This is a genomic window from Cronobacter muytjensii ATCC 51329, assembly GCF_001277195.1.
GTDB lineage: Bacteria > Pseudomonadota > Gammaproteobacteria > Enterobacterales > Enterobacteriaceae > Cronobacter > Cronobacter muytjensii.
Genome location: NZ_CP012268.1, coordinates 2,025,074 through 2,048,377 on the forward strand (window position 1 = coordinate 2,025,074; position 23,304 = coordinate 2,048,377).

Here is a 23,304-nt window from a genome sequence, read left to right on the forward strand (position 1 = left end):
CTATTATAGCCGTCAGGCCTGGGTAATGTTCTGTGATTCAACGCGCATTAAACTTTGGTAAAACGTTTTATCTTGCAATCCTTCGTTCAGGCGATGGATCATTTAACGCGAGGAGTCGTTTATGACGGCGAACACGGTACAAAAAATCACGCTGTGGGGATTTATGCAGCAGCTCGGCAAAACATTTATGTTGCCGGTGGCGCTGCTGTCGTTTTGCGGCATTTTGATGGGCATCGGCAGTTCGCTCAGTAGTCATGACGTCATTACGCTGATGCCGTTTCTCGGCAACAGCGTGTTGCAGCTCATTTTCACCTGGATGAGCAAAATGGGCTCGTTCGCCTTCAGTTTCCTGCCGGTGATGTTCTGTATTGCCATTCCGCTGGGGCTGGCGCGTGAAAATAAAGGCGTGGCGGCGTTCGCAGGGTTTGTGGGCTACGCGGTGATGAACCTGGCGGTCAATTTTTGGCTGACCGCAAAAGGCATCTTACCGACAGAGGACCCGGCGCTGCTGAAGGCCAGTAACGTGCAGTCGGTGCTCGGCATTCAGTCCATCGACACCGGCATTCTGGGTGCGGTGATCGCGGGCGTGATAATCTGGCTGCTGCACGAGCGCTTCCACAAAGTGCGCCTCCCGGACGCGCTGGCCTTTTTTGGCGGCACGCGTTTTGTACCGATCGTCACCACGGTGGTGATGGGCCTGGTCGGGCTGACCATTCCGCTGATCTGGCCGTTTTTTGCTAAAGGTATCAACGCGCTGGGCTGGCTTATCAACAGCGCCGGAAGCTTCGCGCCGATGATTTTCGGCACCGGCGAGCGCCTGCTGCTGCCGTTTGGTTTGCAGCATATTCTGGTGGCGCTGATTCGCTTTACCGAGGCGGGCGGCACGCTGGATGTCTGCGGGCAGAGCGTCTCTGGCGCGCTGACTATCTTCCAGGCGCAGCTGAATTGCCCTGCCTCGCACGGCTTTGCCGAAAGCGCGACGCGCTTCCTCTCGCAGGGCAAAATGCCGGCGTTCCTGGGCGGCCTGCCGGGGGCGGCGCTGGCGATGTACCACTGCGCGCGCCCGGAGAACCGTCATAAAATCAAGGGGCTGTTGATTTCCGGCGTCATCGCCTGTGTGGTCGGCGGCACCACGGAGCCGCTGGAATTCCTGTTCCTGTTCGTGGCCCCGGCGCTTTATCTCATCCACGCGCTGCTGACCGGGCTTGGCTTTACCATGATGGCGGTACTCGGCGTCACTATCGGCAACACCGACGGCAATATTATCGATTTCGTGGTCTTTGGCGTGCTGCACGGGCTGTCGACCAAATGGTACTGGGTGCCGGTGGTGGCAGGCGTCTGGTTCGCCGTCTATTACGCGATTTTCCGCTTCGCGATTACCCGCTTTAATATCAAAACGCCGGGCCGGGAGGCTGAAAGCGCGACGGCAAGCGTCGTCACGTCAGGCGTTAGCGGAAAATCGGGCTATGACGTGCCGGCTATTCTGAAGGCGCTCGGCGGTGCGGAAAATATCACGTCGCTGGATAACTGCATTACGCGTCTGCGCCTCACGGTCAAAGAGATGTCACGGGTGGACAGCGCGGCGCTTAAGGCGAATCGCGCTATCGGCGTGGTGCAACTTAACCAGCATAATTTGCAGGTGGTCATTGGCCCGCAGGTGCAGTCGGTGAAAGATGAAATGGACAGCCTGATGCATTCGGTACAGGCGTAAACGCGGGAGGCAGAATGTACGATTTTTCACAGGCCGTGGATCGCCGCGGCACCTGGTGCACCCAGTGGGATTATGTCGCTGACCGTTTCGGCGTGGACGATTTGCTGCCCTTTACTATCTCGGATATGGATTTTCCGACCGCGCCCTGCGTACTGGAGGCGGTTTCGACGCGGCTCGCCCACGGCGTGCTCGGCTACAGCCGCTGGCAAAATCCGGATTTTACCGGCGCGGTCGCGCACTGGTACGCCACGCGTTTTGGCAGCCAGATTGCGCCCGAAACCCTGGTTTACGGTCCGTCGGTTATCTATATGGTGTCGCAACTGATTCGCCAGTGGTCGACGCCAGGCGACGAAGTGCTTATCCACACGCCCGCCTATGACGCCTTCCCGAAGGCCATCGAAGGCAACGGGCGGCAAGTGCTGAGCGCCCCGCTCACGCTGACCGATGCGGGCTGGCGGTGCGATATGCGCGCGCTGGAAGCCCGGCTGGCGCGCCCGACCTGCAAAATTATGCTGTTGTGCAGCCCGCATAATCCGACGGGTAAAGTCTGGCGGCGTGACGAGCTGGAGGCGATGGCCGCGCTCTGCGCGCGTTATGACGTGCGGGTCATCAGCGATGAAATCCATATGGATATGGTCTGGCAGGGGCATCAGCATATCCCCTGGTGCGACGTCGGTCAGGGGCGCTGGGCGCTGTTCTCGTCGGCGTCCAAAAGCTTTAACATTCCGGCGCTGACCGGCGCGTGGGGGCTTCTCGCGCACGATGATGACCGCAACGCGTATTTCCAGGCGCTGAAAGGCCGCGACGGGCTCTCCTCACCTGCCGTGTTATCGCTGGTGGCGCATATCGCCGCGTATCGTGAAGGCGCGCCCTGGCTCGACGCGCTGCGTGGCTATCTTCAGGATAACCTGCGTTTTGTGGCGCAGCGCCTTAACGATGCATTTGCGCAACTGCGCTGGCAACCGCCCGAGGCGACCTATCTCGCATGGATCGACCTGCGACCCCTCGGCATCGATGACGATGCCTTACAGCAGGCGCTGATTATGCGCGAAAAGGTCGCCATTATGCCCGGCACCACCTATGGCGAAGAGGGGCGCGGCTTTATTCGCCTGAACGTCGGCTGCCCGCGCAGCAAACTGGAACAGGGCGTCGAGCGGCTTATTTGCGCAATTCGGTCACTTTGAACGCAAAAGGGGCCCTTCCGGGCCCTCTTTTGTTGCGCAACGTAGCTTTCCGGTCGCAAATATTTTTATAATGGTATGCACTTTATTCTAAAAAAGAGTGCCATCATGATTGATACCCGCCTTCCCCTTACCGACCTTCATCGTCATCTCGACGGCAACATCCGCGCGCAGACCATTCTCGACCTCGGCCGCCAGTTTAATTTAGCCCTGCCCGCCGATACGCTGGAGACGCTGCGCCCGCATGTGCAGATCACCAAAAACGAACCGGATCTGGTGAGCTTTCTTGCCAAACTTGACTGGGGCGTGAAGGTGCTAGGCTCCCTCGAAGCGTGCCGCCGCGTAGCGTATGAGAATATGGAAGACGCCGCGCGCAACGGCCTGCATTACGTGGAGCTGCGTTTCTCGCCAGGCTATATGGCGATGACGCACAACCTGCCGGTGGCAGGCGTCGTGGACGCCGTTATCGACGGCGTGCGTCAGGGCAGCCGTGATTTCGGCGTTGAGGCCCGTTTAATCGGCATCCTCAGCCGCACCTTCGGCGAAGAGGCCTGCGTGGCGGAGCTCGACGGCCTGCTGGCGCACCGCGACCACATTACCGCGCTGGATCTGGCGGGCGATGAACTGGGTTTCCCCGGCAGCCTGTTCCTGAACCACTTTAACCGCGGCCGCGACGCGGGCTGGCGCATCACTGTTCACGCCGGCGAAGCCGCAGGTCCGGAGAGCATCTGGCAGGCGATCCGCGAGCTTGGCGCCGAGCGTATCGGTCATGGCGTGAAAGCGGTGGAAGATCCTGCGCTGATGGATTTCCTGGCGGAACAGGGTATCGGCATTGAGTCCTGCCTGACGTCCAATATCCAGACCAGCACAGTGGCGTCCTTGGCGCATCACCCGCTGAAGACATTCCTGGAGCATAATATTCTTGCGACCATTAACACCGACGATCCGGGCGTGCAGGGCGTGGACATCGGCCATGAGTATCAGGTCGCGGCCCCGGCAGCGGGCCTGAGCGCGGCGCAGATCCGCACCGCGCAGGAGAATGGTCTTAAAATCGCGTTCCTGTCGGACGCGGAAAAACAGGCGCTGATAGCGAAAGTCAGCGCGGCGTAAAGCCGCGCCGTCAGGTCAGGAGGCCGACGCCTTCTGGCCTGCCTGTTGTTCATGGCGCCGGGCGTAGCGTTGGGCCATTACCGCGCAGACCATCAACTGGATCTGATGGAAAATCATCAGCGGCAGCACCATTATCCCCACCTGACTTGCCGGAAACAGCACATTCGCCATCGGCACGCCGTTCGCCAGGCTTTTCTTGGAGCCGCAGAAAACGATAGTTATCTCATCAGCTTTATTAAAACCAAGCAGTCGCGCCGACCAGATGTTGATCACCAACACCAGCGTCAGCAGCACCACCGACAGCACGACGACCGCCAGCAACGCCATACCGGTCACCTGATGCCAGATCCCCTGCACTACCGCCTCGCTGAAAGCGACATAGACCACCAGCAAAATGGATGAGCGGTCAGTCATATTGATAAGCTTTTTATGACGGTCGACCCAACGCCCAATCAGCGGTCGCGAGAGGTGGCCAATCACAAACGGCACCATCAACTGCAGCACGATTTTGCCGATAGCGTCGAGCGTATTGGTATCGCCCTGCTGAGCCTGCATCATCACACCCACCAGCACCGGCGAGAGGAAAATCCCGAGAATGCTGGACGCCGAGGCGCTGCACACCGCCGCCGCCACGTTGCCGCGCGCCACAGAAGTAAAAGCAATGGCCGACTGTACCGTCGCGGGAAGGGCGCAGAGATAGAGGAAGCCCAGATAGAGCGACGGCGGCAGCACGCTGTGCGGAATAAACTGCATCGCCAGGCCCAGCAACGGGAACACCATGAAGGTGCTGATAAACACCACCAGGTGCAGCCGCCAGTGGCCCATGCCAGCCAGTATCGCCTCGCGGGAGAGCTTTGCGCCATGCATAAAGAACAGCAGCGCAATGGCGGCCGTGGTGAGGTATTCAAAAACCGTTTTGACGCGCCCTTCGCAAGGGAACAGCGAGGCGACGATCACGACGCCAATCATAATCAATAAAAATGTGTCGATTTTCAGGCGCTTCAGCCAGCTCATTATCGGTTCCTTGTCATGTTGCAGATAGGTTTACTTTGCAACAAAAAGCCAGGCCTTGCGAGTCATGCGGGGAAAACCTTGCGTGTGAGTGAGGTGCCGTTGAAGGAAGTTTAGCGGCGGCAAGATACACAACGCCCCGGCAGCAAGGCCGGGGCGGAATCACTTAGCCACGCAAACAGACCGCCGCGCGGCGCTTCGCGGATTCAATGCCCGCTTCGATAAGTTCCATCACCACAATAGCCTGGCTTGCCGGGACCGGGTTTTCGCCTTCGCCGCGAATGGCGCTGCGCACGCCTGCATAGTAGGCCGGATAGTTGCCCGGCACGGTCAGCAGAGTCTGTTCATCCAGCATCTCGCCGTTCGCAAGCGTCAGCACGCCGTCGCGCATGTCGTATCCCCAGTTCTCCTGTGGCGGACGCACGCCTGATTTCAGGCTCTCTTCTTGCGGATCGAGCCCGAACTTCACGTAGCTGCCGCGGGTGCCGTGGACGATGTAGCGTGCGGATTCCGCCGCCGCCAGCATGGTGCCGTGCAGCACGACGCGCCGCTCCGGATAGGCCAGTACCGCGTGAAAATAGTCGGTGGCCTGCGCGCTCGGACGCAGTTCAGCCAGATCGACATAGATGCTGACCGGCAACCCGAACAGCTGCACCGCCTGATCCAGCAGATGCGGCGCCAGATCGTACCAGATACCGCTGCCAGGCCCCGCCTGCTCGCGCCAGCGGTCGCGCACCTGAGGACGGAAGCGGTCGAAATGGGATTCAAAATAGGCGATTTCACCGATCTGCCCTTCGGCGATGATCTGTTTGAGCGTCAGGAAATCGCTATCCCAGCGGCGATTGTGAAAAACCGAGAGCACCAGCCCCAGGCTTTTCGCCAGAGTTTCCAGCTCGCGCGCCTGTGACAGCGTGACGGTAAAAGGTTTATCCACCACCACATGTTTGCCGGCTTCCAGCGCAGCTTTCGCCAGCGGGAAGTGGGTATCATTCGGCGTGGGAATGACAATCAGATCGAGATGCGGATCGTTGAACAACTGTTTGGGTTCAGACACGACGGGCATTCCCGGCCAGTCCGCATGCACTTTGGCGGCATCGCTACTGGAAATCGCGGCGAGCTCCATGCCTGGCGTACCGGCGATAAGCGGCGCATGAAAGGTTTTACTGGCGTAGCCGTAGCCGATTAATCCCACCCGGACGATATCGTTCATGTTCATTCCTCTGCTGAGTTAACCTGGGTATTTGACACTATTCGCCAGCGCGCCTCAACGGTTTCCTGACCATAAGTAAATAAACGGTTTATTTCAGAATTTTCATCAGTTTTCTGACGGCGTAAAGCGCATTTTCCGCAAAGACAACCGTAATGGCATAAATGCCTTCGTCTCCGAGTTACGCTAACAATGCGTGAGCGAATTATTGTTTTGGTGAAATAAGCAACATACTTTAAAAGAAATAACGTGCTGTTTATCGCGCAATTAATGGCGCACAAAAAACAGTGAATAAAAGATAAGCACGTCCGGAGGATGAGTGAAAACCCCTGGAAATGGCTGGGGTCTTCCTGACCCCCATTAAACCTGAAGCCCGGTGCGGCGTGGTCAGCCAGGTTTACATATTGTCGTAAAAAGGCGGCGACCAGCGCGCGTCAGGATATTGCCAGCTCCGTCGAAGCACGTTACTCTTTCGCATCCTAAAGCGCTGGGCCTGCGTTAATTCTCAAGGAAAACTCTTAAATGTTATTCAGGCTTTTATTAAACCTGCATAACGACGTTTTTGCGTTTATTCTTTACCCGGCCCGCCTTTCCCGGCGAATTCTCTTTATTATTTTATTGCGCGGATAACGATTAACATGACCGTTCAGGACTATTTATTAAAGTTTCGTAAAATCAGCACGCTTGAAAGTCTGGAAAAATTGTTCGATCACCTTAATTACACCCTGACCGACAATCAGGAGATCATCAATATGTATCGCGCCGCAGATCACCGCCGCGCGGAACTGGTGTCGGGCGGGAGACTGTATGACCTGGGCCAGGTGCCGAAAACCGTCTGGCGTTACGTCCAGTAAGCCGCAAAGGTGGCATTCAGACAGAAAATCTTTATAATCTTTGCGCTGTAATTATTCTTTAGCCATTTGTTGAATTTATATCCCGGGAGGTAATATGACCGACGCGTCGCCTGTGCGCATCGGAGGCTGGTTGCTTGCCCCTCTCGCCTGGTTATTGATGTCGTTACTCAGCACTACGCTTGCCGTCGCACTCTATGTGATGGGGCTTGCTTCTGTGCAGCTCCATCAAACGCTCAGCGCGCAGGGGACCTCCGGCGTGCTTTTCTGGTATGGCTCAATGCTGTGCGCGATGGCGATGTGGGGGTATACGCTCTGGCTGACTATCGCCTTTTTCAAACGTCGTCAGGGCGTACCGCGCCACTATATTATCTGGCTGCTGCTGACCGTCCTGCTGGCGATTAAATCTTTTGCGTTCTCGCCGGTGAGCGACGCGCTGGCCGTGCGTCAGCTGCTGTTTCCGCTGCTGGCGGCTGCGCTTCTGGTGCCCTATTTCAAGCGCTCCGTTCGGGTGAAGCAGACGTTTGTCAGGGCAAAATAACCTTACAGATTCTCCGTTGTCGCACCCTGTCGGATGTCCGATAATGGGCGGCTTTTTTCGTTTCAGGTCGAATAATGACTGATTACTTGCTGTTATTTGTTGGAACGGTGCTGGTCAATAACTTCGTGCTCGTGAAGTTTCTCGGCCTGTGTCCGTTTATGGGTGTTTCCAAAAAACTGGAATCGGCGATCGGTATGGGCATGGCGACCACATTCGTGATGACCCTTGCGACCATTTTCTCCTGGATTATCGATCATCTGATTCTGGTGCCGCTTGAGCTGGTCTACCTGCGCACGATGGCGTTTATTCTCGTCATCGCGGTGGTCGTGCAGTTCACGGAAATGGTGGTGCGCAAAACCAGTCCGGCGCTCTATCGCCTGCTGGGCATCTATCTGCCGCTTATCACCACCAACTGCGCCGTACTGGGCGTGGCGCTACTCAGCATCAACCTGAACCACACCTTTATGCAGTCAGCGCTTTACGGCTTCTCCGCCGCGGTCGGCTTTTCGCTGGTAATGGTGCTCTTTGCCGCCATCCGTGAGCGTCTGGTCGTCGCCGACGTGCCGCTGCCATTTCGCGGCAACGCCATCGCGCTGGTGACGGCGGGCCTGATGTCGCTCGCCTTTATGGGCTTTAGCGGGCTGGTGAAGTTCTGATGGAAATGATTGTTATCGCGGTCGTCGCGCTGACGCTGCTGGCGCTGCTGTTCGGCATGCTGCTGGGCTATGCTTCGCGCCGCTTCGCCGCGGAAGAAGATCCGGTGGTCGATCAGGTCGACGAACTGCTGCCCCAGAGCCAGTGCGGGCAGTGCGGCTATCCGGGCTGCCGCCCTTATGCAGAAGCGGTCGCTAATAACGGCGAGCAGATCAACCGCTGCGTGCCTGGCGGCGAGCCGGTGATGCAGAAAATCGCCACCCTGCTTAACGTCGAACCGCAGCCGCTTGACGGCGATGCAGTGGCGGCGGAGCCGGTGCGTATGCTGGCCGTCATTGATGAGCCGAACTGCATCGGCTGCACCAAATGTATTCAGGCCTGTCCGGTGGATGCGATTGTCGGCGCCACTCGCGCCATGCACACCGTGATGAGCGACCTCTGCACCGGCTGTAACCTGTGCGTTGACCCCTGCCCGACGCAGTGCATTGAACTGCGCCCGGCCGCCACCACAACGGATAACTGGAAGTGGGATCTCAACACCATTCCGGTGCGTAACATTCCTGTGGAACAACATGCTTAAGTTATTTTCTGCATTCAGAAAAGAGAAAGTCTGGGATTTCAACGGCGGGATTCATCCGCCGGAGATGAAAACCCAGTCTAACGGCACCCCGCTGCGCCAGTTGCCGCTGCCGGGCCGTTTTATTATTCCGCTCAAACAGCATATCGGCAGCGAAGGCGAGATCTGCGTGGCGCCGGGCGATAAAGTCCTGCGTGGTCAGCCGCTCACCGTGGGCCGTGGAAGGATGCTCCCCGTGCACGCGCCAACCTCCGGCACCGTCACGGCGATAATGCCGCATCCAACCGCCCACCCTTCCGCCCTGCCGGAGCTTTCAGTGATTATCGACGCTGATGGCGAAGACCGCTGGATAGCCCGCGACGGCTGGAGCGATTACCAGAGTCGCAGCCGCGAGGCGCTGATTGAGCGTATCCATCAGTTTGGCGTGGCGGGCCTCGGCGGCGCCGGTTTCCCGACCGGCACAAAACTGCAGGGCGGCGGCGATAAAATCGAAACGCTGATTATTAACGCCGCCGAGTGCGAGCCGTATATCACCGCCGACGACCGGCTGATGCAGGACTGCGCCGCGCAAATCATCGACGGCGTGCGCATCCTCGCGCATATTTTGCAGCCGCGCGAAGTGCTGATCGGCATTGAAGACAATAAGCCGCAGGCGATTTCCATGATGCGCGCCGTGCTGCACGGCGAGCATAAGATTCGCCTGCGCGTGATCCCGACCAAATACCCGTCGGGCGGCGCGAAACAACTGACTCAGATCCTGACCGGCAAACAGGTGCCGCACGGCGGCCGTTCGTCAGATATCGGCGTGCTGATGCAGAACGTTGGCACCGCGTTTGCGGTCAAGCGCGCTATTATCGACGGCGAGCCGCTCACCGAGCGCGTGGTGACGCTGACCGGCGAAGCCGTAGGGCGGCCGGGCAACGTCTGGGCGCGTATCGGCACGCCGGTGCGCCACCTGCTGGAGCACGCAGGCTTTATTCCGACCAGCGAACAGCTGGTGATTATGGGCGGCCCGCTGATGGGCTTCACCCTGCCCGGCCTCGATGTGCCGGTGGTAAAAATCACTAACTGCCTGCTCGCGCCATCCGCCACAGAGATGGGCACGCCGCAGGAGGAGCAGCACTGCATCCGCTGCAGCGCCTGCGCCGACGCCTGTCCGGCGGATCTTCTGCCGCAGCAGCTCTACTGGTTCAGCGTCGGCCAGCAGCACGATAAAGCTACCGCCCATAATCTGGCGGACTGTATTGAGTGCGGCGCCTGCGCGTATGTCTGCCCAAGCAATATCCCGCTGGTGCAATATTTTCGCCAGGAAAAAGCAGAGATCCGCGCCATTGCGGAAGAACAGCAGCGCGCCGCCGAAGCCAAGGCTCGCTTTGAAGCGCGCCAGGCGCGTCTGGAACGTGAAAAAGCCGCACGTCTGGAACGCCATAAGAAATCCGCCGTACAGCCTTCCGGCCAGGATCAGGATGCTATTCAGGCCGCCCTGGCCCGCGTGCGTGAGAAGAAAGCCGATGACCAACCGATTGTGGTCAACGCTCGCGAAAAACCAGATAACAGCGCGGTGATTGCCGCCCGCGAAGCGCGCAAAGCCGAGGCCCGCGCGCGTCAGGCGGAAAAAGTCCAGCAGGAGATGGCGGCGAACAGCTCCGTTCCTGCGCTGGAAGCCACCGAGCCGGTTAGCGAAACCGACCCGCGCAAAGCCGCCGTCGAAGCTGCCATCGCCCGCGCCAAAGCGCGTAAAGCGGCGCAGAGCGCGCCGGTGGACGACACCCCGGCCGAGCCGGTCGACCCGCGCAAAGCCGCCGTCGAAGCCGCCATCGCCCGCGCTAAAGCGCGTAAAGCGGCGCAGGCTGGCGAGAGCGCGCCGGTCGCTGAAACCCCGGCCGAGCCGGTCGATCCGCGCAAGGCCGCCGTCGAAGCCGCTATCGCCCGCGCCAAAGCCCGTAAAGCGACGCAGGCTGGCGAGAGCGCGCCGGTCGCTGAAACCCCGGCCGAGCCGGTCGACCCGCGTAAAGCCGCTGTCGAAGCCGCTATCGCCCGCGCCAAAGCCCGTAAAGCCGCGCAGGCTGGCGAGAGCGCGCCGGTCGCTGAAACCCCGACTGAGCCGGTCGACCCGCGTAAAGCCGCCGTCGAAGCCGCTATCGCCCGCGCTAAAGCCCGTAAAGCGGCGCAGGCGGATGAGCGCGCTCAGACGGCAAATGAAGATGATGAAGCGGACGATCCGCGCAAAGCGGCTGTTGCCGCCGCGATTGCCAGGGTGCAGGCACGCAAGGCTGCCGAAAAGGTTGTTAACGAGGATTAAATGGTTTTCAGAATCGCAAGTTCCCCTTATACCCATAACCAGCGCCAGACGTCGCGTATCATGATGCTGGTGACGCTCGCCGCCGTGCCGGGCATCGCCGTGCAATGGTATTTTTTTGGCTACGGCAGCCTGGTGCAGATTCTGTTGGCCATCGTGAGCGCGCTCGCCAGCGAAGCGCTGGTATTGCGAATGCGCAAACTCTCCCTGAAACGTCATCTTGGTGATAATTCCGCTCTGCTGACCGGTCTGCTGCTGGGCGTCAGTATTCCGCCGCTGGCTCCGTGGTGGATGGTGGTGCTCGGTACCGTTTTCGCGGTGATTATCGCCAAACAGCTTTATGGCGGTCTTGGCCACAACCCGTTTAACCCGGCGATGATAGGCTATGTCGTGCTGCTGATTTCATTCCCGGTGCAAATGACCAACTGGCTGCCGCCGCAGCAGATCGCCGCGACCGCCCCTGGTTTTGTCGACGCGTTACAGGTGATTTTTCACGGTGTGACCGCAAGCGGCGACACGATGGCGCAACTGCGTCTCGGTATCGACGGCGTAAGCCAGGCCACCCCGCTGGACACTTTTAAAACCGGTCTGCACGCCGGGCATCCGGCAGGCGAGTTGCTGGCGCAGCCGATTTACGGCGGCGCGCTGGCGGGTCTCGGCTGGCAGTGGGTGAATCTCGCGTATCTGGCGGGCGGTCTGTTCCTCCTGGCGCGCGGCACGATCCGCTGGCATATCCCGGCGAGCTTTATTGTGACGCTCGCGGTATGCTCAACGTTCGGCTGGCTTATCGCACCAGAGAAATTTCTTTCGCCGCTGATGCATCTGCTCTCAGGCGCGACGATGCTCGGCGCGTTCTTTATTCTTACCGACCCGGTTACCGCCTCGACGACCAACAAAGGCCGTCTGGTCTTTGGCGCGCTGGCGGGCCTGCTGGTCTGGCTTATCCGCAGTTTCGGCGGCTATCCGGATGGCGTGGCGTTCGCAGTGCTGCTGGCCAATATCACCGTGCCGCTCATCGATTACTACACCCGCCCGCGGGTTTATGGTCACCGGTAAGGAGTCGTCATGCTGAAAACTATCCAGAAACATGGCGTAACGCTCGCCGTTTTCGCCGCGCTGACGACAGGGCTTACGGCAATGGTCAATGCGCTCACCAAAACCACCATTGAAGGCCAGGCCGCGCTGCAACAAAAACAGCTGTTTGACCAGGTGCTGCCGCCGCAGATATATGACAATGATATTCAGCAGAGCTGTTATCTGGTCAACGCGCCGGCGCTTGGCCGCGGCGAAAAACAGCTGTGGGTCGCGCGTAAAGGCGATAAGCCCGTCGCGGTGGTTATGCAGGCCACCGCCCCGGATGGCTACTCCGGGGCAATTCAGCTGCTGGTCGGCGCCGATTTTAAAGGGACCGTACTTGGCACCCGCGTGACGGAGCATCACGAAACGCCGGGGCTTGGCGATAAAATTGAAACCCGCATCAGCGACTGGATCACCGGCTTTGCCGGTAAGATTATCCAGGGGCCTGACGACAACCGTTGGGCGGTGAAAAAAGATGGCGGCCAGTTTGACCAGTTCACCGGGGCGACCATTACGCCGCGCGCGGTGGTCAATGCCGTGAAACGCGCAGGCCTGTATGCGCAGACGCTGGAGCCGCAGCTTTCCTCCCTGCCTTCCTGTGGAGATACCCATGAATGACGTGAAATCGATTCTGGTCAACGGGTTATGGAAAAATAACTCGGCGCTGGTACAGCTACTCGGGATGTGCCCGCTGCTGGCCGTGACCTCCACCGCCACTAACGCGCTCGGTCTGGGACTTGCGACGACGCTGGTGCTGACGCTGACTAACGCCTCAATCTCCGCGTTTCGCCGTTGGATGCCTGGTGAAATTCGTATTCCGATTTACGTAATGATCATCGCGGCGGTGGTGAGCATCGTACAGATGCTGATTAACGCCTACGCGTTCGGGCTGTATCAGTCGCTCGGCATTTTTATTCCGCTTATCGTGACCAACTGTATCGTTGTCGGCCGCGCGGAGGCGTTCGCCGCTAAAAACGGCCCGCTGCTGTCGGCGCTCGACGGCTTTGCCATTGGTATGGGCGCGACCGGCGCGATGTTTGTGCTTGGGTCGCTGCGTGAAATCCTCGGCAACGGCACGCTGTTTGACGGCGCAGACGGTCTGCTCGGCAGCTGGGCGCGGGTGCTGCGTATCGAAGTCTTCCATACCGACACGCCGTTCCTGCTGGCGATGCTGCCGCCAGGCGCGTTTATCGGTCTTGGCATGATGCTGGCGGTGAAATACCTGATAGACGAACGAATGAAGCGCCGCGCCGCGAAACCCGTCGTGGTGGAGGCCAGCCCGGAAAACGCGTCATGAACCAGGCAAAACGCATCGAAATCCTGACGCGGCTACGCGCCAATAACCCGCACCCGACCACCGAGCTGCACTTCACCAGTCCGTTTGAGCTGCTGATTGCCGTTCTGCTCTCGGCGCAGGCCACCGACGTGAGCGTCAATAAAGCCACGGCAAAGCTCTACCCGGTGGCGAATACGCCACAGGCGATGCTGGCGCTGGGCGTTGACGGGGTGAAGGAGTACATCAAAACCATCGGGCTGTTTAACAGCAAAGCGGAAAACGTGATTAAAACCTGCCGCATTCTGATTGAACAACACGGCGGCGAGGTGCCGGAAGATCGCGCGGCGCTGGAGGCGCTGCCGGGCGTCGGCCGTAAAACGGCCAATGTGGTGCTCAATACCGCCTTCGGCTGGCCCACCATCGCCGTGGATACGCATATCTTTCGCGTCAGCAATCGCACGAAGTTCGCGCCGGGCAAGAATGTCGAAGCTGTCGAAGAGAAGCTGCTGAAAGTGGTGCCGGCGGAATTTAAAGTCGATTGTCACCACTGGCTCATTTTGCACGGACGTTATACCTGCATCGCGCGTAAGCCGCGCTGTGGCTCCTGCATTATCGAAGATCTGTGCGAATACGCCGAAAAAGTCTACGAATAACGCAGGGCATGGTGGATGTCACTTTTGTCACATCCACCATCTTTTCATCTCCGCTCCCATCGCTTTATCTCCCTTTTTAGCCGTTCATTATTCCGCCATAAATCAGCTCGCCAGGTTAATCGTTTTTTTCGACAGGAATTTTCTATAGATTTGTGAGAATTATCACATTTGCAACATCCTGTTAATTTTCCGTTGCGTTATTGCGCCCTAAGCCTTGATACGCCTCGCTTATCACCATCACTGATAATATAAATATCGGACATTTTCCGATATTAAGGGCTATATGACTGCCTGAAGGGTTAATCAGCAGAAGATATAACCATACAACGCTTCAGCACCACCTTCAGCAGTTAAAAAATCTACAATAGCTATTATCATGAAATTTAACGCTGACTCTTAGCGAAACGACTGGCCGATTATCCCGCCCGGCTTATATGTAACAGATTATTACAAAAGCCTTGTGCGAGCGGTCAGGATAGTGAACATTACCCGCCGTTTCTCACTTCATATAACAATAAAAGCGCATGCCGCCAGGCACTACGCGCATACCACCCCCGCGGTTAATGCGGGCTGTAAAAAAAGAGGTATATGTGTCGACTGCAAACAAAAAACCAGCAGAAAGCGTAAGTATGAACGCTTTCAAACAACCGAGATCGTTCTATCTCATTTTCTCTATTGAGTTATGGGAGCGTTTCGGTTTCTACGGCCTGCAAGGGATCATGGCCGTTTACCTGGTTAAACAGCTGGGTATGTCGGAAGCGGATTCCATTACGTTGTTCTCCTCCTTTAGCGCGCTGGTGTATGGCCTGGTGGCTATCGGCGGCTGGCTGGGCGATAAAGTCCTCGGCACTAAACGCGTCATTATGCTCGGCACCATTGTGCTGGCGGTAGGCTACGCGCTCGTCGCCTGGTCCGGTCACGATGCAGGCATCGTCTACCTGGGTATGGCGACCATCGCGGTGGGTAATGGCCTCTTCAAAGCCAACCCCTCCTCCCTGCTCTCCACCTGCTATGAGAAAGACGACCCGCGTCTCGACGGCGCTTTCACCATGTACTACATGGCGATTAACATCGGTTCGTTCTTCTCTATGCTGGCGACCCCGTGGCTGGCGGACAAATTCGGCTGGAGCGTGGCGTTCTCGCTGAGCTTCGTCGGGATGCTGATCACGCTTGTGAACTTCATCTTCTGCAAAAAATGGGTCAAAGATTACGGTTCTAAACCGGACTTCGCCCCGCTGCACGTTGGCAAACTGCTGGCCACTATCGTCGGTATCGTCGTGCTGGTCGCTATCGCCACCTGGCTGCTGCACAACCAGGGTATCGCGCGCATGGTGCTGGGCGTGGTTGCGCTGGGTATCGTGATTATCTTTGCGAAGGAAGCCTTCGCCATGCAGGGCGCCGCGCGACGCAAAATGATCGTGGCGTTTATCCTGATGCTGGAAGCAATTGTGTTCTTCGTGCTCTACCAGCAGATGCCGACGTCCCTGAACTTCTTCGCGATTCGTAACGTTGAACATGACATTCTCGGCATCGCATTCCAGCCGGAGCAGTTCCAGGCGCTGAACCCGTTCTGGATAATGATTGGCAGCCCGATTCTCGCCGCCATCTACAACAAAATGGGCGACCGTCTGCCGATGCCGTTTAAATTCACCATCGGTATGCTGCTGTGCTCTGGCGCGTTCCTGGTGCTGCCGCTGGGCGCGAAATTCGCCTCAGAAGCAGGCATCGTCTCCGTTAACTGGCTGATCCTGAGCTACGCCCTGCAGAGTATTGGCGAGCTGATGATCTCTGGTCTGGGTCTGGCGATGGTTGCACAACTGGTGCCGCAGCGCCTGATGGGCTTCATCATGGGCAGCTGGTTCCTGACCACTGCTGGCGCGGCGATGATCGCCGGTAAAGTGGCGAATCTGATGGCAGTGCCGGAAAACGTCACCGATCCGCTGCAGTCGCTGGAAGTGTACGGCCGCGTCTTTATGCAGATTGGTATCGCCACCGGCGTTATCGCTCTGCTGATGCTTCTCACCGCGCCGCTGCTTAACCGCATGACGCAGGAAGATAAGCCGAAAGAAACGGAAACCGCGCACGCGTAATTGACCGGGAAACACCTTTCAGGCCGTCAGATTTCATGCTGACGGCTTTTTTTTTGCCCGTGCGCGCTCTACCATGATTTTGTTTATTCATGAGAAGGGAGTAGTGCCATGAAATTGTTTTACAAAGCCGGCGCATGTTCACTCTCGCCGCATATCATGCTGCGCGAAGCGGGTATCGATTTTACGCTGGTGGCGGTGGATCTGGCCGCGAAGCGCACCGAAAGCGGCGAAGATTACCTGACTATCAACCCGAAAGGTCAGGTGCCGGCGCTGCTGCTGGATGACGGTACGCTGCTGACGGAGGGTGTCGCTATTGTTCAGTATATCGCGGATAAAGTGCCGGACCGCCAGTTGCTTGCGCCGGTCGGCAGCATGACCCGCTACCATACGCTGGAGTGGCTCAACTATATCGCGACGGAGCTGCATAAAGGCTTTACGCCTCTGTTCCGTCCGGATACGCCGGACGAGTACAAAACCATCGCCCGCGCTCAGCTGCAGAAGAAATTCGATTATGTGAATGAGGCGCTGGCGCAGAAGCAGTGGCTGATGGGGCTGCGCTTCAGCGTGGCGGATGCTTACCTGTTTACGGTGCTGAACTGGGCAAAAGCGGTAGGGCTTGAGATGCAGGCGTTTGACAATATCGCTGACTATCAGGCTCGCGTGAAGGCGCGTCCTGCTGTTGCAGCAGCGCTGAAGGCGGAAGGTCTGGGCGCGTAAGGATGAATAACGCCGCGCCTGTTTCAGGCGCGGCGTTTTTTTACAGTTTCACCGCAGTGAAGTAGTGTTCAGGCTGCGCGATACCGTCCTGCGCCGCTACCACCTGAAGTTCATACTCTTCCATACGCTTGGTGGTCACCATGATGTCGTAGACCGCCGCCGTCACATGCTCCAGCGCCTCGCGAAGCGTTGCGCCCTGCAACAGCTTCACCAGCAGCAGACCACTTGTCACATCGCCCACGCCGACCGGCTGACGCGCGCCGAAATCCACCAGCGGACGGCTGATGTGCCACGCTTCTTCGGCGGTCACCAGCAGCATCTCGAAGCGATCCTGCTGATAACCCGCGCGCGCAAGATGTTTCACCAGCACAATCTGCGGACCACGGGCGATAAGCTCGCGCGCGGTCGTCACCGCCTCGTCGACGCTCGCCACCGCATGACCGCTCAGCATCTCCAGTTCCAGCAGGTTTGGCGCGATAATATCGCTCGCCGGTAGTGCTGCGCGCGCGTGGAACTCCGCCACGCCAGGCGCCACGATGCAGCCCTTTTCCGGGTGGCCCATCACCGGATCGCAGAAATATTTCGCCTTCGGATTGGCCGCTTTCACCTGACGGACGATCTCCAGAATCTGCTCACCCTGCTCCGCCGACCCCAGATAGCCGCTCAGCACCGCGTCACAGCGCGACAGCTGGCCTATCGCCGCGATGCCCTGCACAATCTCGGTCAGGTGCGATGGCGGCATCACGGCACCGGTCCACTGGCCATACTGCGTGTGATTGGAAAACTGCACCGTATTGAGCGGCCAGACGTTGGCGCCCAGACGGCGCATCGGGAATTCAGCCGCGCTGTTGCCGGCATGACCAAACACCACATGAGACTGGATGGCGAGTATGTTCTTCATTTTTTTCCGGGTGAAACGAGAGGTCGGGTTAAAAATAAAGGGCGTGGTTTCCCACGCCCTTGACTGGCAGAGTGTTATTTCCAGCAGACGAGGCAGTAGTTTTTCTTACCGCGACGCAGCAGCGTGTAGCGGCCAAAGAGGCGGTCGCTGTCGCTAAAGGTATATTCCGGGTCCGCCTGCTTCTCACCGTTGATGGTAATGGCATTGGAGGCGATAGTTTTACGCGCCTGACCGCGGGACGGCTGCAGCTCGGAATCCACCAGCGCCTGCATGAGATCCGCGCCTTTTTCCATCTCGATCATCGGCACGCCGTCCTGCGCAAGCTGTTCGAAATCCGCTTCGCTCAGCGCGTTCAGATTGCCGTTAAACAGGCTTTCGGTAATGCGTTTCGCGGCGGCGAGGCCCTCTTCGCCATGCACCAGACGCGTCACCTGCTCCGCCAGCACATACTGGGCGCGCGGCGCTTTACCGCTGTTTTTGTCTTCTTCTTCAAGCGCATTGATCTCATCAAGGCTCATAAAGGTGAAGAATTTCAGGAAGCGATAAACATCGGCATCCGCCGTGTTGATCCAGAACTGGTAGAACTTGTACGGGCTGGTTTTCTTCGGATCGAGCCATACCGCGCCGCCTTCGGTTTTACCAAATTTGGTGCCGTCGGATTTGGTGATAAGCGGCACCGTCAGGCCGAACACCTGATTCTGGTGCAGACGACGGGTCAGGTCGATACCCGAAGTGATGTTGCCCCACTGGTCAGAGCCGCCAATCTGCAGCGCGACGCCGTGCAGTTTGTTCAGGCAGGCGAAATCGTAACCCTGAAGCAGGTTATACGAGAACTCGGTGAAGGAGATGCCCACATCGTCGCGGTTCAGGCGCTGCTTAACCGCTTCTTTGTTGATCATCTGATTGACCGAAAAATGCTTGCCGATATCGCGCAGGAAGGTCAGCACATTCATGCTGCCGAACCAGTCATAGTTATTCGCCGCGATAGCGGCGTTGTCGCCGCAGTCAAAATCGAGGAACGGCGCGACCTGGCGGCGGATTTTATCCACCCACTCCTGGACGGTATCTTCAGTGTTCAGTTTACGTTCAGTGGCTTTAAAGCTCGGGTCGCCAATCAGACCGGTGGCGCCGCCGACCAGTGCAACCGGCTTGTGCCCCGCCATCTGAAAACGTTTGAGGCACAACAGAGGAACCAGATGGCCCAAGTGCAGGCTGTCGGCGGTGGGATCGAAGCCGCAATAAAGGGCGATCGGCCCCTGCGCCAGTCGCTGCGCTAACGCTTCTTCATCCGTCACCTGAGCCACAAGGCCCCGCTCCTGCAATTGTTTAATCAAATTGCTGCTTGCCATCAATTTCTCCATGTATTTACGACTGCACCTTTGCCGGTACACGGCTTTTCGCCCACTGGCGAAAGAATAAAATTCAGGGAGGCATAGAATAAAGCGCAAGCCCAACGAGCGCCAGCGCTTGCATAAGAAAATCGCTCACTTACGGGGCGAGACGGTCGATTTTCCAGCCGTCGGCGTCGCGCTGGTATAAAAAGCGGTCGTGAAGCCGGTGCTCGCCGCCCTGCCAGAATTCCACCTGTTCGAGGCTGACGCGAAAACCGCCCCAGAAACTCGGCAGCGGAACCTCGCCTTGCTGGAATTTCTGTTTCAGTTCGAGGAATTTGCTCTCCAGCACGCCGCGCGCCGAGATGCGGCTCGACTGTTTTGATACCCACGCGCCAATCTGGCTGTCGCGCGGGCGGCTGTGGAAATATTTCACGACTTCGAGCGTAGAGAGGCGTTCCGCCTTGCCCGTCACCATCACCTGACGCTCCAGCATATGCCACGGAAACAGCAGGCTGATGCGCGGGTTGTTCTCAAGATGATGCGCCTTGCGGCTACCAAGATTGGTATAAAAAACCATGCCGCGCTCGTCGAAATGCTTAAGCAGGACGATGCGCTGATACGGCTGGCCCTGCTCATCAACAGTGGCCACGACCACTGCAGTAGGATCGGCGAGTTTCGCCTCGCACGCCTGCGCGAGCCAGCGTTCGAACAGCGGCAGCGGCTGGTCAGTTAAGTCCCGGCGGCGCAGCCCGCCTTTGGTGTATTCACGGCGCAGATGCGCAATCTGTTGCAGGTGGTCAATATCAGACATAGCGTTGAACCAGTGAGGATCGGGTGGCGCTATTGTGCGCCCCACCCGTTAAAATCTCAACGCTTCGGATTTTGTAACTGACAGTGATTTAACACAATATTGTCGCGATAGTAGACGGTCGCCTCGTCGCCTTTCGACCAGAACGCATAGATGCCGTCGGTATAACGTACGCCTGAGGCCGCGCGGCCTTCGTTGAGATGCAGCACCTTGTCATCCAGCACGAAACTCACCTGCTGGCGCGTGTGGTTGAGCGATACCGTCAGCGGTTTCTCATCACAGCGGTATTCGAGGGTATCGGTGTGCATGCGCTCAACCATAGCGTCATAGTAGCTACAGCCAGCGAGCATCGCGGGAAGCAAAACGACAAGCAGTTTCTTCATGGCATATCCTGAACGTATTCTGAAGGGGGCAATGCGCCCCCATAACGCGTTCAGTCTATCTGCCAGAGGGCAGCGGAAAAGTCGGCAAAGTCCGATTATTTAAGGGGTTGGCGGGAAAAATAGCGCCCAGTACGCTCGCCTCGCGCGCGCCGGTAACCGACGGCAGATTGCCAGGCTCACCGCTGAGCGTGCGGTACGCCAGCCAGGCGAAGGCCAGCGCCTCCATATCGTCCCCGCGAATGCCCATTTCATCGGTAGAAGAGACTTCTGTACCTGGCAGCAGCGCCGCGAGCCGCGCCACCAGCCGCGGGTTACGCGCGCCGCCGCCGCAGAAAATCAGCCGCTCCGCGCCGCCGCTGAGCTGCACTTCCCGGGCGACAGTGCTGGCGGTAAGCTCCAGCAGCGTCGCCTGCACATCCTGCGGCGCGAGTCCCGCGAACAGCGAGAGCTGCCGCTCGATCCAGCCATAGTTGAAATATTCGCGTCCGGTGCTTTTAGGCGCGGGCGCTGAAAAATAAGGGTCGTTCAGCATCTGTTGCAGCAGCGGGCGTACCACGCTGCCGCTCGCGGCCCATTCACCGTCTTTATCATAGGGTTTGCCCTTCTGGCGCCAGATCCAGGCATCCATCAGCATATTGCCAGGGCCGGTGTCGAAACCTTTAACGGGTTGCCCCGGGAACAGAAGCGACAGGTTGGCGATACCGCCGATATTGAGCACCATGCGCCGCTCGGTCGGGTGCGCCAGCAGCGCCTGATGAAAGGCCGGCACCAGCGGCGCGCCCTGCCCGCCGAGCGCCATATCGCGACGGCGGAAATCGCCCACGACGCTCACGCCTGTGCGCGCCACTATCTGGTTGTTGTCGCCGATTTGCAGCGTATGCGGCGCGCTACCGGTGGGCTCATGCCAGACCGTCTGGCCGTGGCAGCCTATCGCCATGACATCTTCCGGCCTGAGGTTTTGCTGCTGCATCAGCGCGTTAACCGCGTCGGCGAAGAGGCAGCCGAGCTGGTTGTCCAGTCTGCCGAGCGTTGACAATGTCAGCGCCTGGCCCTGGCAGATATCCAGAATCGCCGTTTTAATGGCCTGCGGCATCGGCCAGCTCAGGCTCGCCTGCTGCGCCACCATATGTTCGTCAATGGCGGCCAGCACCACATCCACCCCGTCGAGGCTGGTGCCGGACATCACTCCAATGTAGCGACCTGATTTCATACGTAATCCTTAAGCCCTGTGTGAAAACGCGCGACGCACCACCACGCCCGCTGGCAGCCTTCAATCATAAACATTCACTCTGATTGAGCAACGGAATAATCCCGGCGCAATTAAAAAGTCAGGTTTCGCTACGATGTTGATTTGCCGTTCAGGCAGAAGATTTTACGATTTTTATCATCGGGCTTGCGATCAATGTGAAAAATCGCGGTCATATGCCATATAATTTGAATATGATGGATGCTCAGGTGAGCATTTGTTGGTGAACAGGAGATTTACATGATTTCACGTGTACTGGTTGTTTCGCTGGCAGGTTTAACGCTGGCGGGCTGCGTCAACAATGATAGCCTTTCCGGTGATGTCTATACCGCCTCTGAAGCCAAACAGGTACAGAACGTCACGTACGGGACCGTTGTGAACGTTCGTCCGGTGCAGATCCAGGGCGGCGATGACACCAACGTTATCGGCGCGCTCGGCGGCGCGGTACTGGGCGGCCTGCTCGGTAATACCGTCGGCGGCGGCAGCGGTCGCTCGATTGCAACCGCCGCGGGCGCTATCGCCGGCGGCGTAGCCGGCCAGGGCGTACAGGGCGCGGTGAACAAGACCCAGGGCGTTGAGCTGGAAATTCGTAAGGATGACGGCAACACCATCATGGTCGTGCAGAAACAGGGCAATACCCGTTTCTCTGCGGGTCAGCGTGTCGTGCTGGCAAGCAATGGCAGCCAGGTTACCGTCTCTCCGCGCTAAGCCGCAGGGCGTTACCCCGCTAAGAAACACGAACGGAGGAGCACTGGCTCCTCCGTTTTTTATGCATTTTGGGGCGCGCTGGCGCGTTGTCATACGGCGGTCAAACGCGCCGTTTACTCTTTCGCCGACAGCGCCAGAATATTTTTCTCAAGGCGCGCCACGATGCGCAACATCTGGTCGTGCTCTTCCTGCGTGATGCCGGAGAGGATCTCGCCGCGCGTTTTCAGGATAACGTCTTCAAGCTGCGTAATAATAGGCGCGGCTTTTTCCGTCAGTTTAATGCGTTTGGCGCGGCGGTCGCTGGCGCAAGTGTGGCGGGCGATAAGCCCCTTTTCTTCGAGCTGATCGAGCGTGCGCACCAGCGAGGGTTGCTCAATGCCGATGGCCTTGGCCAGTTGAATTTGCGACTGATCGGGCGGCAGCGCGTGGATATGATGAAGTGTCACCCAGTGGGTCTGCGTTAATTCCAGAGGCTTCAGGCGATGGTCAATCAGAGCACGCCAGATGCGCACCAGTCTTGTCAGGTCAGAGCCTAATGGCGATTCCAATTTCATCTCCTTATAATTAGCTTGCTAAGTTATTATGCTGATTTTAGACTAGTGTGCAGTATTTAGGTAGCTAAAACAAATAGCCCGCGCTGGCGGTTCATACCGCGACGTCTATAATTCTAGACCAGAACGGCGCATCTGATACGGCTGCCATCTCTCCGGTTTTAAAGGATTAATGTCTCGTGATATCGCGCTTTTTCACCTCAGGGTTTGCGCTTTCGGATCTGATTGCCGGCGCGTCGGTCTATTTTCCCCCGCTCTTCAAAGCTGTCATCCTGGGCTTTTTTCTCTGGCTGATGGTGCACCGGCTACTGCGCGACTGGATCTACGCAGGCGATATCTGGCACCCCACCCTGATGGACCTCTCCCTGTTCGTATTGTCCGTCAGCTTCGCGCTGCTGATTCTGATGGCGTGGTAATC

Annotated in this window: 24 protein-coding genes; 16 read left to right on the forward strand and 8 right to left on the reverse strand. The window is 58.2% G+C overall.

The genetic code is table 11. The annotated features are described in order from the left end of the window. Positions 1-121: 121 nt before the first annotated feature. The 3 genes from malX (at position 122) to add (ending at position 4,002) form a co-directional block, all read left to right on the forward strand. The gene (gene malX / locus AFK63_RS09385) at positions 122-1,711 is read left to right on the forward strand and encodes a maltose/glucose-specific PTS transporter subunit IIBC (RefSeq protein WP_038863138.1); all 1,590 of its coding nucleotides are present in this window, start codon (positions 122-124) and stop codon (positions 1,709-1,711) included. Positions 1,712-1,725: 14 nt separating this feature from the next. After that, positions 1,726-2,895, forward strand: a complete 1,170-nt coding sequence (locus tag AFK63_RS09390) for a MalY/PatB family protein (RefSeq protein ID WP_038863139.1) — start codon at positions 1,726-1,728, stop codon at positions 2,893-2,895. A gap of 105 nt (positions 2,896-3,000) precedes the next feature. Further along, positions 3,001-4,002, forward strand: coding sequence for an adenosine deaminase (gene add, locus AFK63_RS09395; protein ID WP_038863140.1), 1,002 nt, complete (start codon positions 3,001-3,003; stop codon positions 4,000-4,002). Between the two features lie 15 nt (positions 4,003-4,017). On the opposite strand, the gene AFK63_RS09400 is transcribed toward add, so the two are convergent. Both AFK63_RS09400 and AFK63_RS09405 read right to left on the reverse strand, forming a co-directional pair. Next, on the reverse strand, positions 4,018-5,016 hold the full coding sequence (locus tag AFK63_RS09400; RefSeq protein WP_038863142.1) for a bile acid:sodium symporter family protein: 999 nt from the start codon (positions 5,014-5,016) through the stop codon (positions 4,018-4,020). Positions 5,017-5,179: 163 nt separating this feature from the next. Then, a complete protein-coding gene (locus tag AFK63_RS09405) occupies positions 5,180-6,223 on the reverse strand; it encodes an oxidoreductase (protein ID WP_038863144.1) in 1,044 nt (347 codons plus the stop codon). A gap of 635 nt (positions 6,224-6,858) precedes the next feature. Between AFK63_RS09405 and ydgT the strand changes: the two genes are divergently transcribed. The 11 genes from ydgT to gstA all read left to right on the forward strand — a co-directional run bounded on the left by ydgT (position 6,859) and on the right by gstA (position 16,955). Beyond that, complete coding sequence (ydgT, locus tag AFK63_RS09410) at positions 6,859-7,074, forward strand: transcription modulator YdgT (protein WP_007663080.1); 216 nt, start codon at positions 6,859-6,861, stop codon at positions 7,072-7,074. 94 nt (positions 7,075-7,168) lie between these two features. Beyond that, complete coding sequence (locus AFK63_RS09415) at positions 7,169-7,612, forward strand: DUF2569 domain-containing protein (RefSeq protein ID WP_038863146.1); 444 nt, start codon at positions 7,169-7,171, stop codon at positions 7,610-7,612. 74 nt (positions 7,613-7,686) lie between these two features. Then, positions 7,687-8,268 (forward strand): electron transport complex subunit RsxA, encoded by a 582-nt coding sequence (rsxA, locus tag AFK63_RS09420; protein ID WP_004384912.1) that lies wholly within the window; start codon positions 7,687-7,689, stop codon positions 8,266-8,268. Continuing rightward, entirely contained in the window at positions 8,268-8,846 is a 579-nt protein-coding gene (rsxB, locus tag AFK63_RS09425) for an electron transport complex subunit RsxB (protein ID WP_053531567.1), read from the forward strand. The genes rsxA and rsxB overlap by 1 nt, the downstream gene beginning before the upstream one ends. Further along, a complete protein-coding gene (gene rsxC, locus AFK63_RS09430) occupies positions 8,839-11,145 on the forward strand; it encodes an electron transport complex subunit RsxC (RefSeq protein ID WP_038863150.1) in 2,307 nt (768 codons plus the stop codon). The genes rsxB and rsxC overlap by 8 nt, the downstream gene beginning before the upstream one ends. Continuing rightward, on the forward strand, positions 11,146-12,198 hold the full coding sequence (gene rsxD, locus AFK63_RS09435; RefSeq protein WP_038863152.1) for an electron transport complex subunit RsxD: 1,053 nt from the start codon (positions 11,146-11,148) through the stop codon (positions 12,196-12,198). It abuts the gene before it with no gap. A gap of 9 nt (positions 12,199-12,207) precedes the next feature. Then, complete coding sequence (gene rsxG, locus AFK63_RS09440; RefSeq protein ID WP_038863153.1) at positions 12,208-12,837, forward strand: electron transport complex subunit RsxG; 630 nt, start codon at positions 12,208-12,210, stop codon at positions 12,835-12,837. Then, positions 12,830-13,516, forward strand: a complete 687-nt coding sequence (locus AFK63_RS09445; protein ID WP_038863155.1) for an electron transport complex subunit E — start codon at positions 12,830-12,832, stop codon at positions 13,514-13,516. The genes rsxG and AFK63_RS09445 overlap by 8 nt, the downstream gene beginning before the upstream one ends. Beyond that, positions 13,513-14,148 carry an endonuclease III gene (gene nth / locus AFK63_RS09450; RefSeq protein ID WP_038863157.1) on the forward strand — a complete coding sequence of 212 codons (636 nt, stop codon included), beginning with the start codon at positions 13,513-13,515 and terminating at the stop codon, positions 14,146-14,148. Before AFK63_RS09445 ends, nth begins: the two co-directional genes overlap by 4 nt. 590 nt (positions 14,149-14,738) lie before the next feature. Next, the gene (gene dtpA, locus AFK63_RS09455) at positions 14,739-16,238 is read left to right on the forward strand and encodes a dipeptide/tripeptide permease DtpA (RefSeq protein WP_038863247.1); all 1,500 of its coding nucleotides are present in this window, start codon (positions 14,739-14,741) and stop codon (positions 16,236-16,238) included. A gap of 108 nt (positions 16,239-16,346) precedes the next feature. Beyond that, on the forward strand, positions 16,347-16,955 hold the full coding sequence (gstA, locus tag AFK63_RS09460; protein WP_038863159.1) for a glutathione transferase GstA: 609 nt from the start codon (positions 16,347-16,349) through the stop codon (positions 16,953-16,955). A gap of 40 nt (positions 16,956-16,995) precedes the next feature. On the opposite strand, the gene pdxY is transcribed toward gstA, so the two are convergent. The 5 genes from pdxY to anmK form a co-directional block, all read right to left on the reverse strand. Beyond that, positions 16,996-17,856, reverse strand: a complete 861-nt coding sequence (pdxY, locus tag AFK63_RS09465) for a pyridoxal kinase PdxY (RefSeq protein ID WP_038863160.1) — start codon at positions 17,854-17,856, stop codon at positions 16,996-16,998. A 74-nt stretch (positions 17,857-17,930) separates the two neighbouring features. After that, positions 17,931-19,205 (reverse strand): tyrosine--tRNA ligase, encoded by a 1,275-nt coding sequence (gene tyrS, locus AFK63_RS09470; RefSeq protein ID WP_038863161.1) that lies wholly within the window; start codon positions 19,203-19,205, stop codon positions 17,931-17,933. A 139-nt stretch (positions 19,206-19,344) separates the two neighbouring features. Next, positions 19,345-20,001: a pyridoxamine 5'-phosphate oxidase gene (gene pdxH, locus AFK63_RS09475; protein ID WP_038863163.1), complete on the reverse strand. Its 657-nt coding sequence runs from the start codon at positions 19,999-20,001 to the stop codon at positions 19,345-19,347. A 56-nt stretch (positions 20,002-20,057) separates the two neighbouring features. Continuing rightward, positions 20,058-20,381, reverse strand: a complete 324-nt coding sequence (gene mliC, locus AFK63_RS09480) for a C-type lysozyme inhibitor (protein ID WP_038863164.1) — start codon at positions 20,379-20,381, stop codon at positions 20,058-20,060. A 55-nt stretch (positions 20,382-20,436) separates the two neighbouring features. Continuing rightward, positions 20,437-21,591, reverse strand: coding sequence for an anhydro-N-acetylmuramic acid kinase (anmK, locus tag AFK63_RS09485; protein ID WP_038863165.1), 1,155 nt, complete (start codon positions 21,589-21,591; stop codon positions 20,437-20,439). A gap of 276 nt (positions 21,592-21,867) precedes the next feature. Between anmK and slyB the strand changes: the two genes are divergently transcribed. After that, positions 21,868-22,335, forward strand: a complete 468-nt coding sequence (slyB, locus tag AFK63_RS09490) for an outer membrane lipoprotein SlyB (RefSeq protein WP_038863166.1) — start codon at positions 21,868-21,870, stop codon at positions 22,333-22,335. Positions 22,336-22,448: 113 nt separating this feature from the next. Here slyB and slyA read toward each other — a convergent pair whose 3' ends face one another. Beyond that, positions 22,449-22,889, reverse strand: coding sequence for a transcriptional regulator SlyA (gene slyA, locus AFK63_RS09495; protein WP_032966975.1), 441 nt, complete (start codon positions 22,887-22,889; stop codon positions 22,449-22,451). A 176-nt stretch (positions 22,890-23,065) separates the two neighbouring features. Between slyA and AFK63_RS09500 the strand changes: the two genes are divergently transcribed. Beyond that, positions 23,066-23,302 (forward strand): DUF1656 domain-containing protein, encoded by a 237-nt coding sequence (locus AFK63_RS09500; protein ID WP_038863169.1) that lies wholly within the window; start codon positions 23,066-23,068, stop codon positions 23,300-23,302. Positions 23,303-23,304 lie beyond the last annotated feature (2 nt).

What these genes read in the sequence shown, in the direction of transcription:
- pdxH (WP_038863163.1), bottom strand. Translation starts at nt 20,001, where the DNA reads ATGTCTGATATTGACCACCTGCAACAGATTGCGCATCTGCGCCGTGAA.
- mliC (WP_038863164.1), bottom strand. Translation starts at nt 20,381, where the DNA reads ATGAAGAAACTGCTTGTCGTTTTGCTTCCCGCGATGCTCGCTGGCTGT.
- AFK63_RS09415 (WP_038863146.1), top strand. Translation starts at nt 7,169, where the DNA reads ATGACCGACGCGTCGCCTGTGCGCATCGGAGGCTGGTTGCTTGCCCCT.
- malX (WP_038863138.1), top strand. Translation starts at nt 122, where the DNA reads ATGACGGCGAACACGGTACAAAAAATCACGCTGTGGGGATTTATGCAG.
- AFK63_RS09390 (WP_038863139.1), top strand. Translation starts at nt 1,726, where the DNA reads ATGTACGATTTTTCACAGGCCGTGGATCGCCGCGGCACCTGGTGCACC.
- add (WP_038863140.1), top strand. Translation starts at nt 3,001, where the DNA reads ATGATTGATACCCGCCTTCCCCTTACCGACCTTCATCGTCATCTCGAC.
- rsxG (WP_038863153.1), top strand. Translation starts at nt 12,208, where the DNA reads ATGCTGAAAACTATCCAGAAACATGGCGTAACGCTCGCCGTTTTCGCC.
- nth (WP_038863157.1), top strand. Translation starts at nt 13,513, where the DNA reads ATGAACCAGGCAAAACGCATCGAAATCCTGACGCGGCTACGCGCCAAT.
- AFK63_RS09400 (WP_038863142.1), bottom strand. Translation starts at nt 5,016, where the DNA reads ATGAGCTGGCTGAAGCGCCTGAAAATCGACACATTTTTATTGATTATG.
- tyrS (WP_038863161.1), bottom strand. Translation starts at nt 19,205, where the DNA reads ATGGCAAGCAGCAATTTGATTAAACAATTGCAGGAGCGGGGCCTTGTG.
- slyA (WP_032966975.1), bottom strand. Translation starts at nt 22,889, where the DNA reads ATGAAATTGGAATCGCCATTAGGCTCTGACCTGACAAGACTGGTGCGC.
- AFK63_RS09405 (WP_038863144.1), bottom strand. Translation starts at nt 6,223, where the DNA reads ATGAACGATATCGTCCGGGTGGGATTAATCGGCTACGGCTACGCCAGT.
- rsxC (WP_038863150.1), top strand. Translation starts at nt 8,839, where the DNA reads ATGCTTAAGTTATTTTCTGCATTCAGAAAAGAGAAAGTCTGGGATTTC.
- rsxB (WP_053531567.1), top strand. Translation starts at nt 8,268, where the DNA reads ATGGAAATGATTGTTATCGCGGTCGTCGCGCTGACGCTGCTGGCGCTG.
- ydgT (WP_007663080.1), top strand. Translation starts at nt 6,859, where the DNA reads ATGACCGTTCAGGACTATTTATTAAAGTTTCGTAAAATCAGCACGCTT.
- rsxD (WP_038863152.1), top strand. Translation starts at nt 11,146, where the DNA reads ATGGTTTTCAGAATCGCAAGTTCCCCTTATACCCATAACCAGCGCCAG.
- anmK (WP_038863165.1), bottom strand. Translation starts at nt 21,591, where the DNA reads ATGAAATCAGGTCGCTACATTGGAGTGATGTCCGGCACCAGCCTCGAC.
- AFK63_RS09445 (WP_038863155.1), top strand. Translation starts at nt 12,830, where the DNA reads ATGAATGACGTGAAATCGATTCTGGTCAACGGGTTATGGAAAAATAAC.
- rsxA (WP_004384912.1), top strand. Translation starts at nt 7,687, where the DNA reads ATGACTGATTACTTGCTGTTATTTGTTGGAACGGTGCTGGTCAATAAC.
- pdxY (WP_038863160.1), bottom strand. Translation starts at nt 17,856, where the DNA reads ATGAAGAACATACTCGCCATCCAGTCTCATGTGGTGTTTGGTCATGCC.
- slyB (WP_038863166.1), top strand. Translation starts at nt 21,868, where the DNA reads ATGATTTCACGTGTACTGGTTGTTTCGCTGGCAGGTTTAACGCTGGCG.
- gstA (WP_038863159.1), top strand. Translation starts at nt 16,347, where the DNA reads ATGAAATTGTTTTACAAAGCCGGCGCATGTTCACTCTCGCCGCATATC.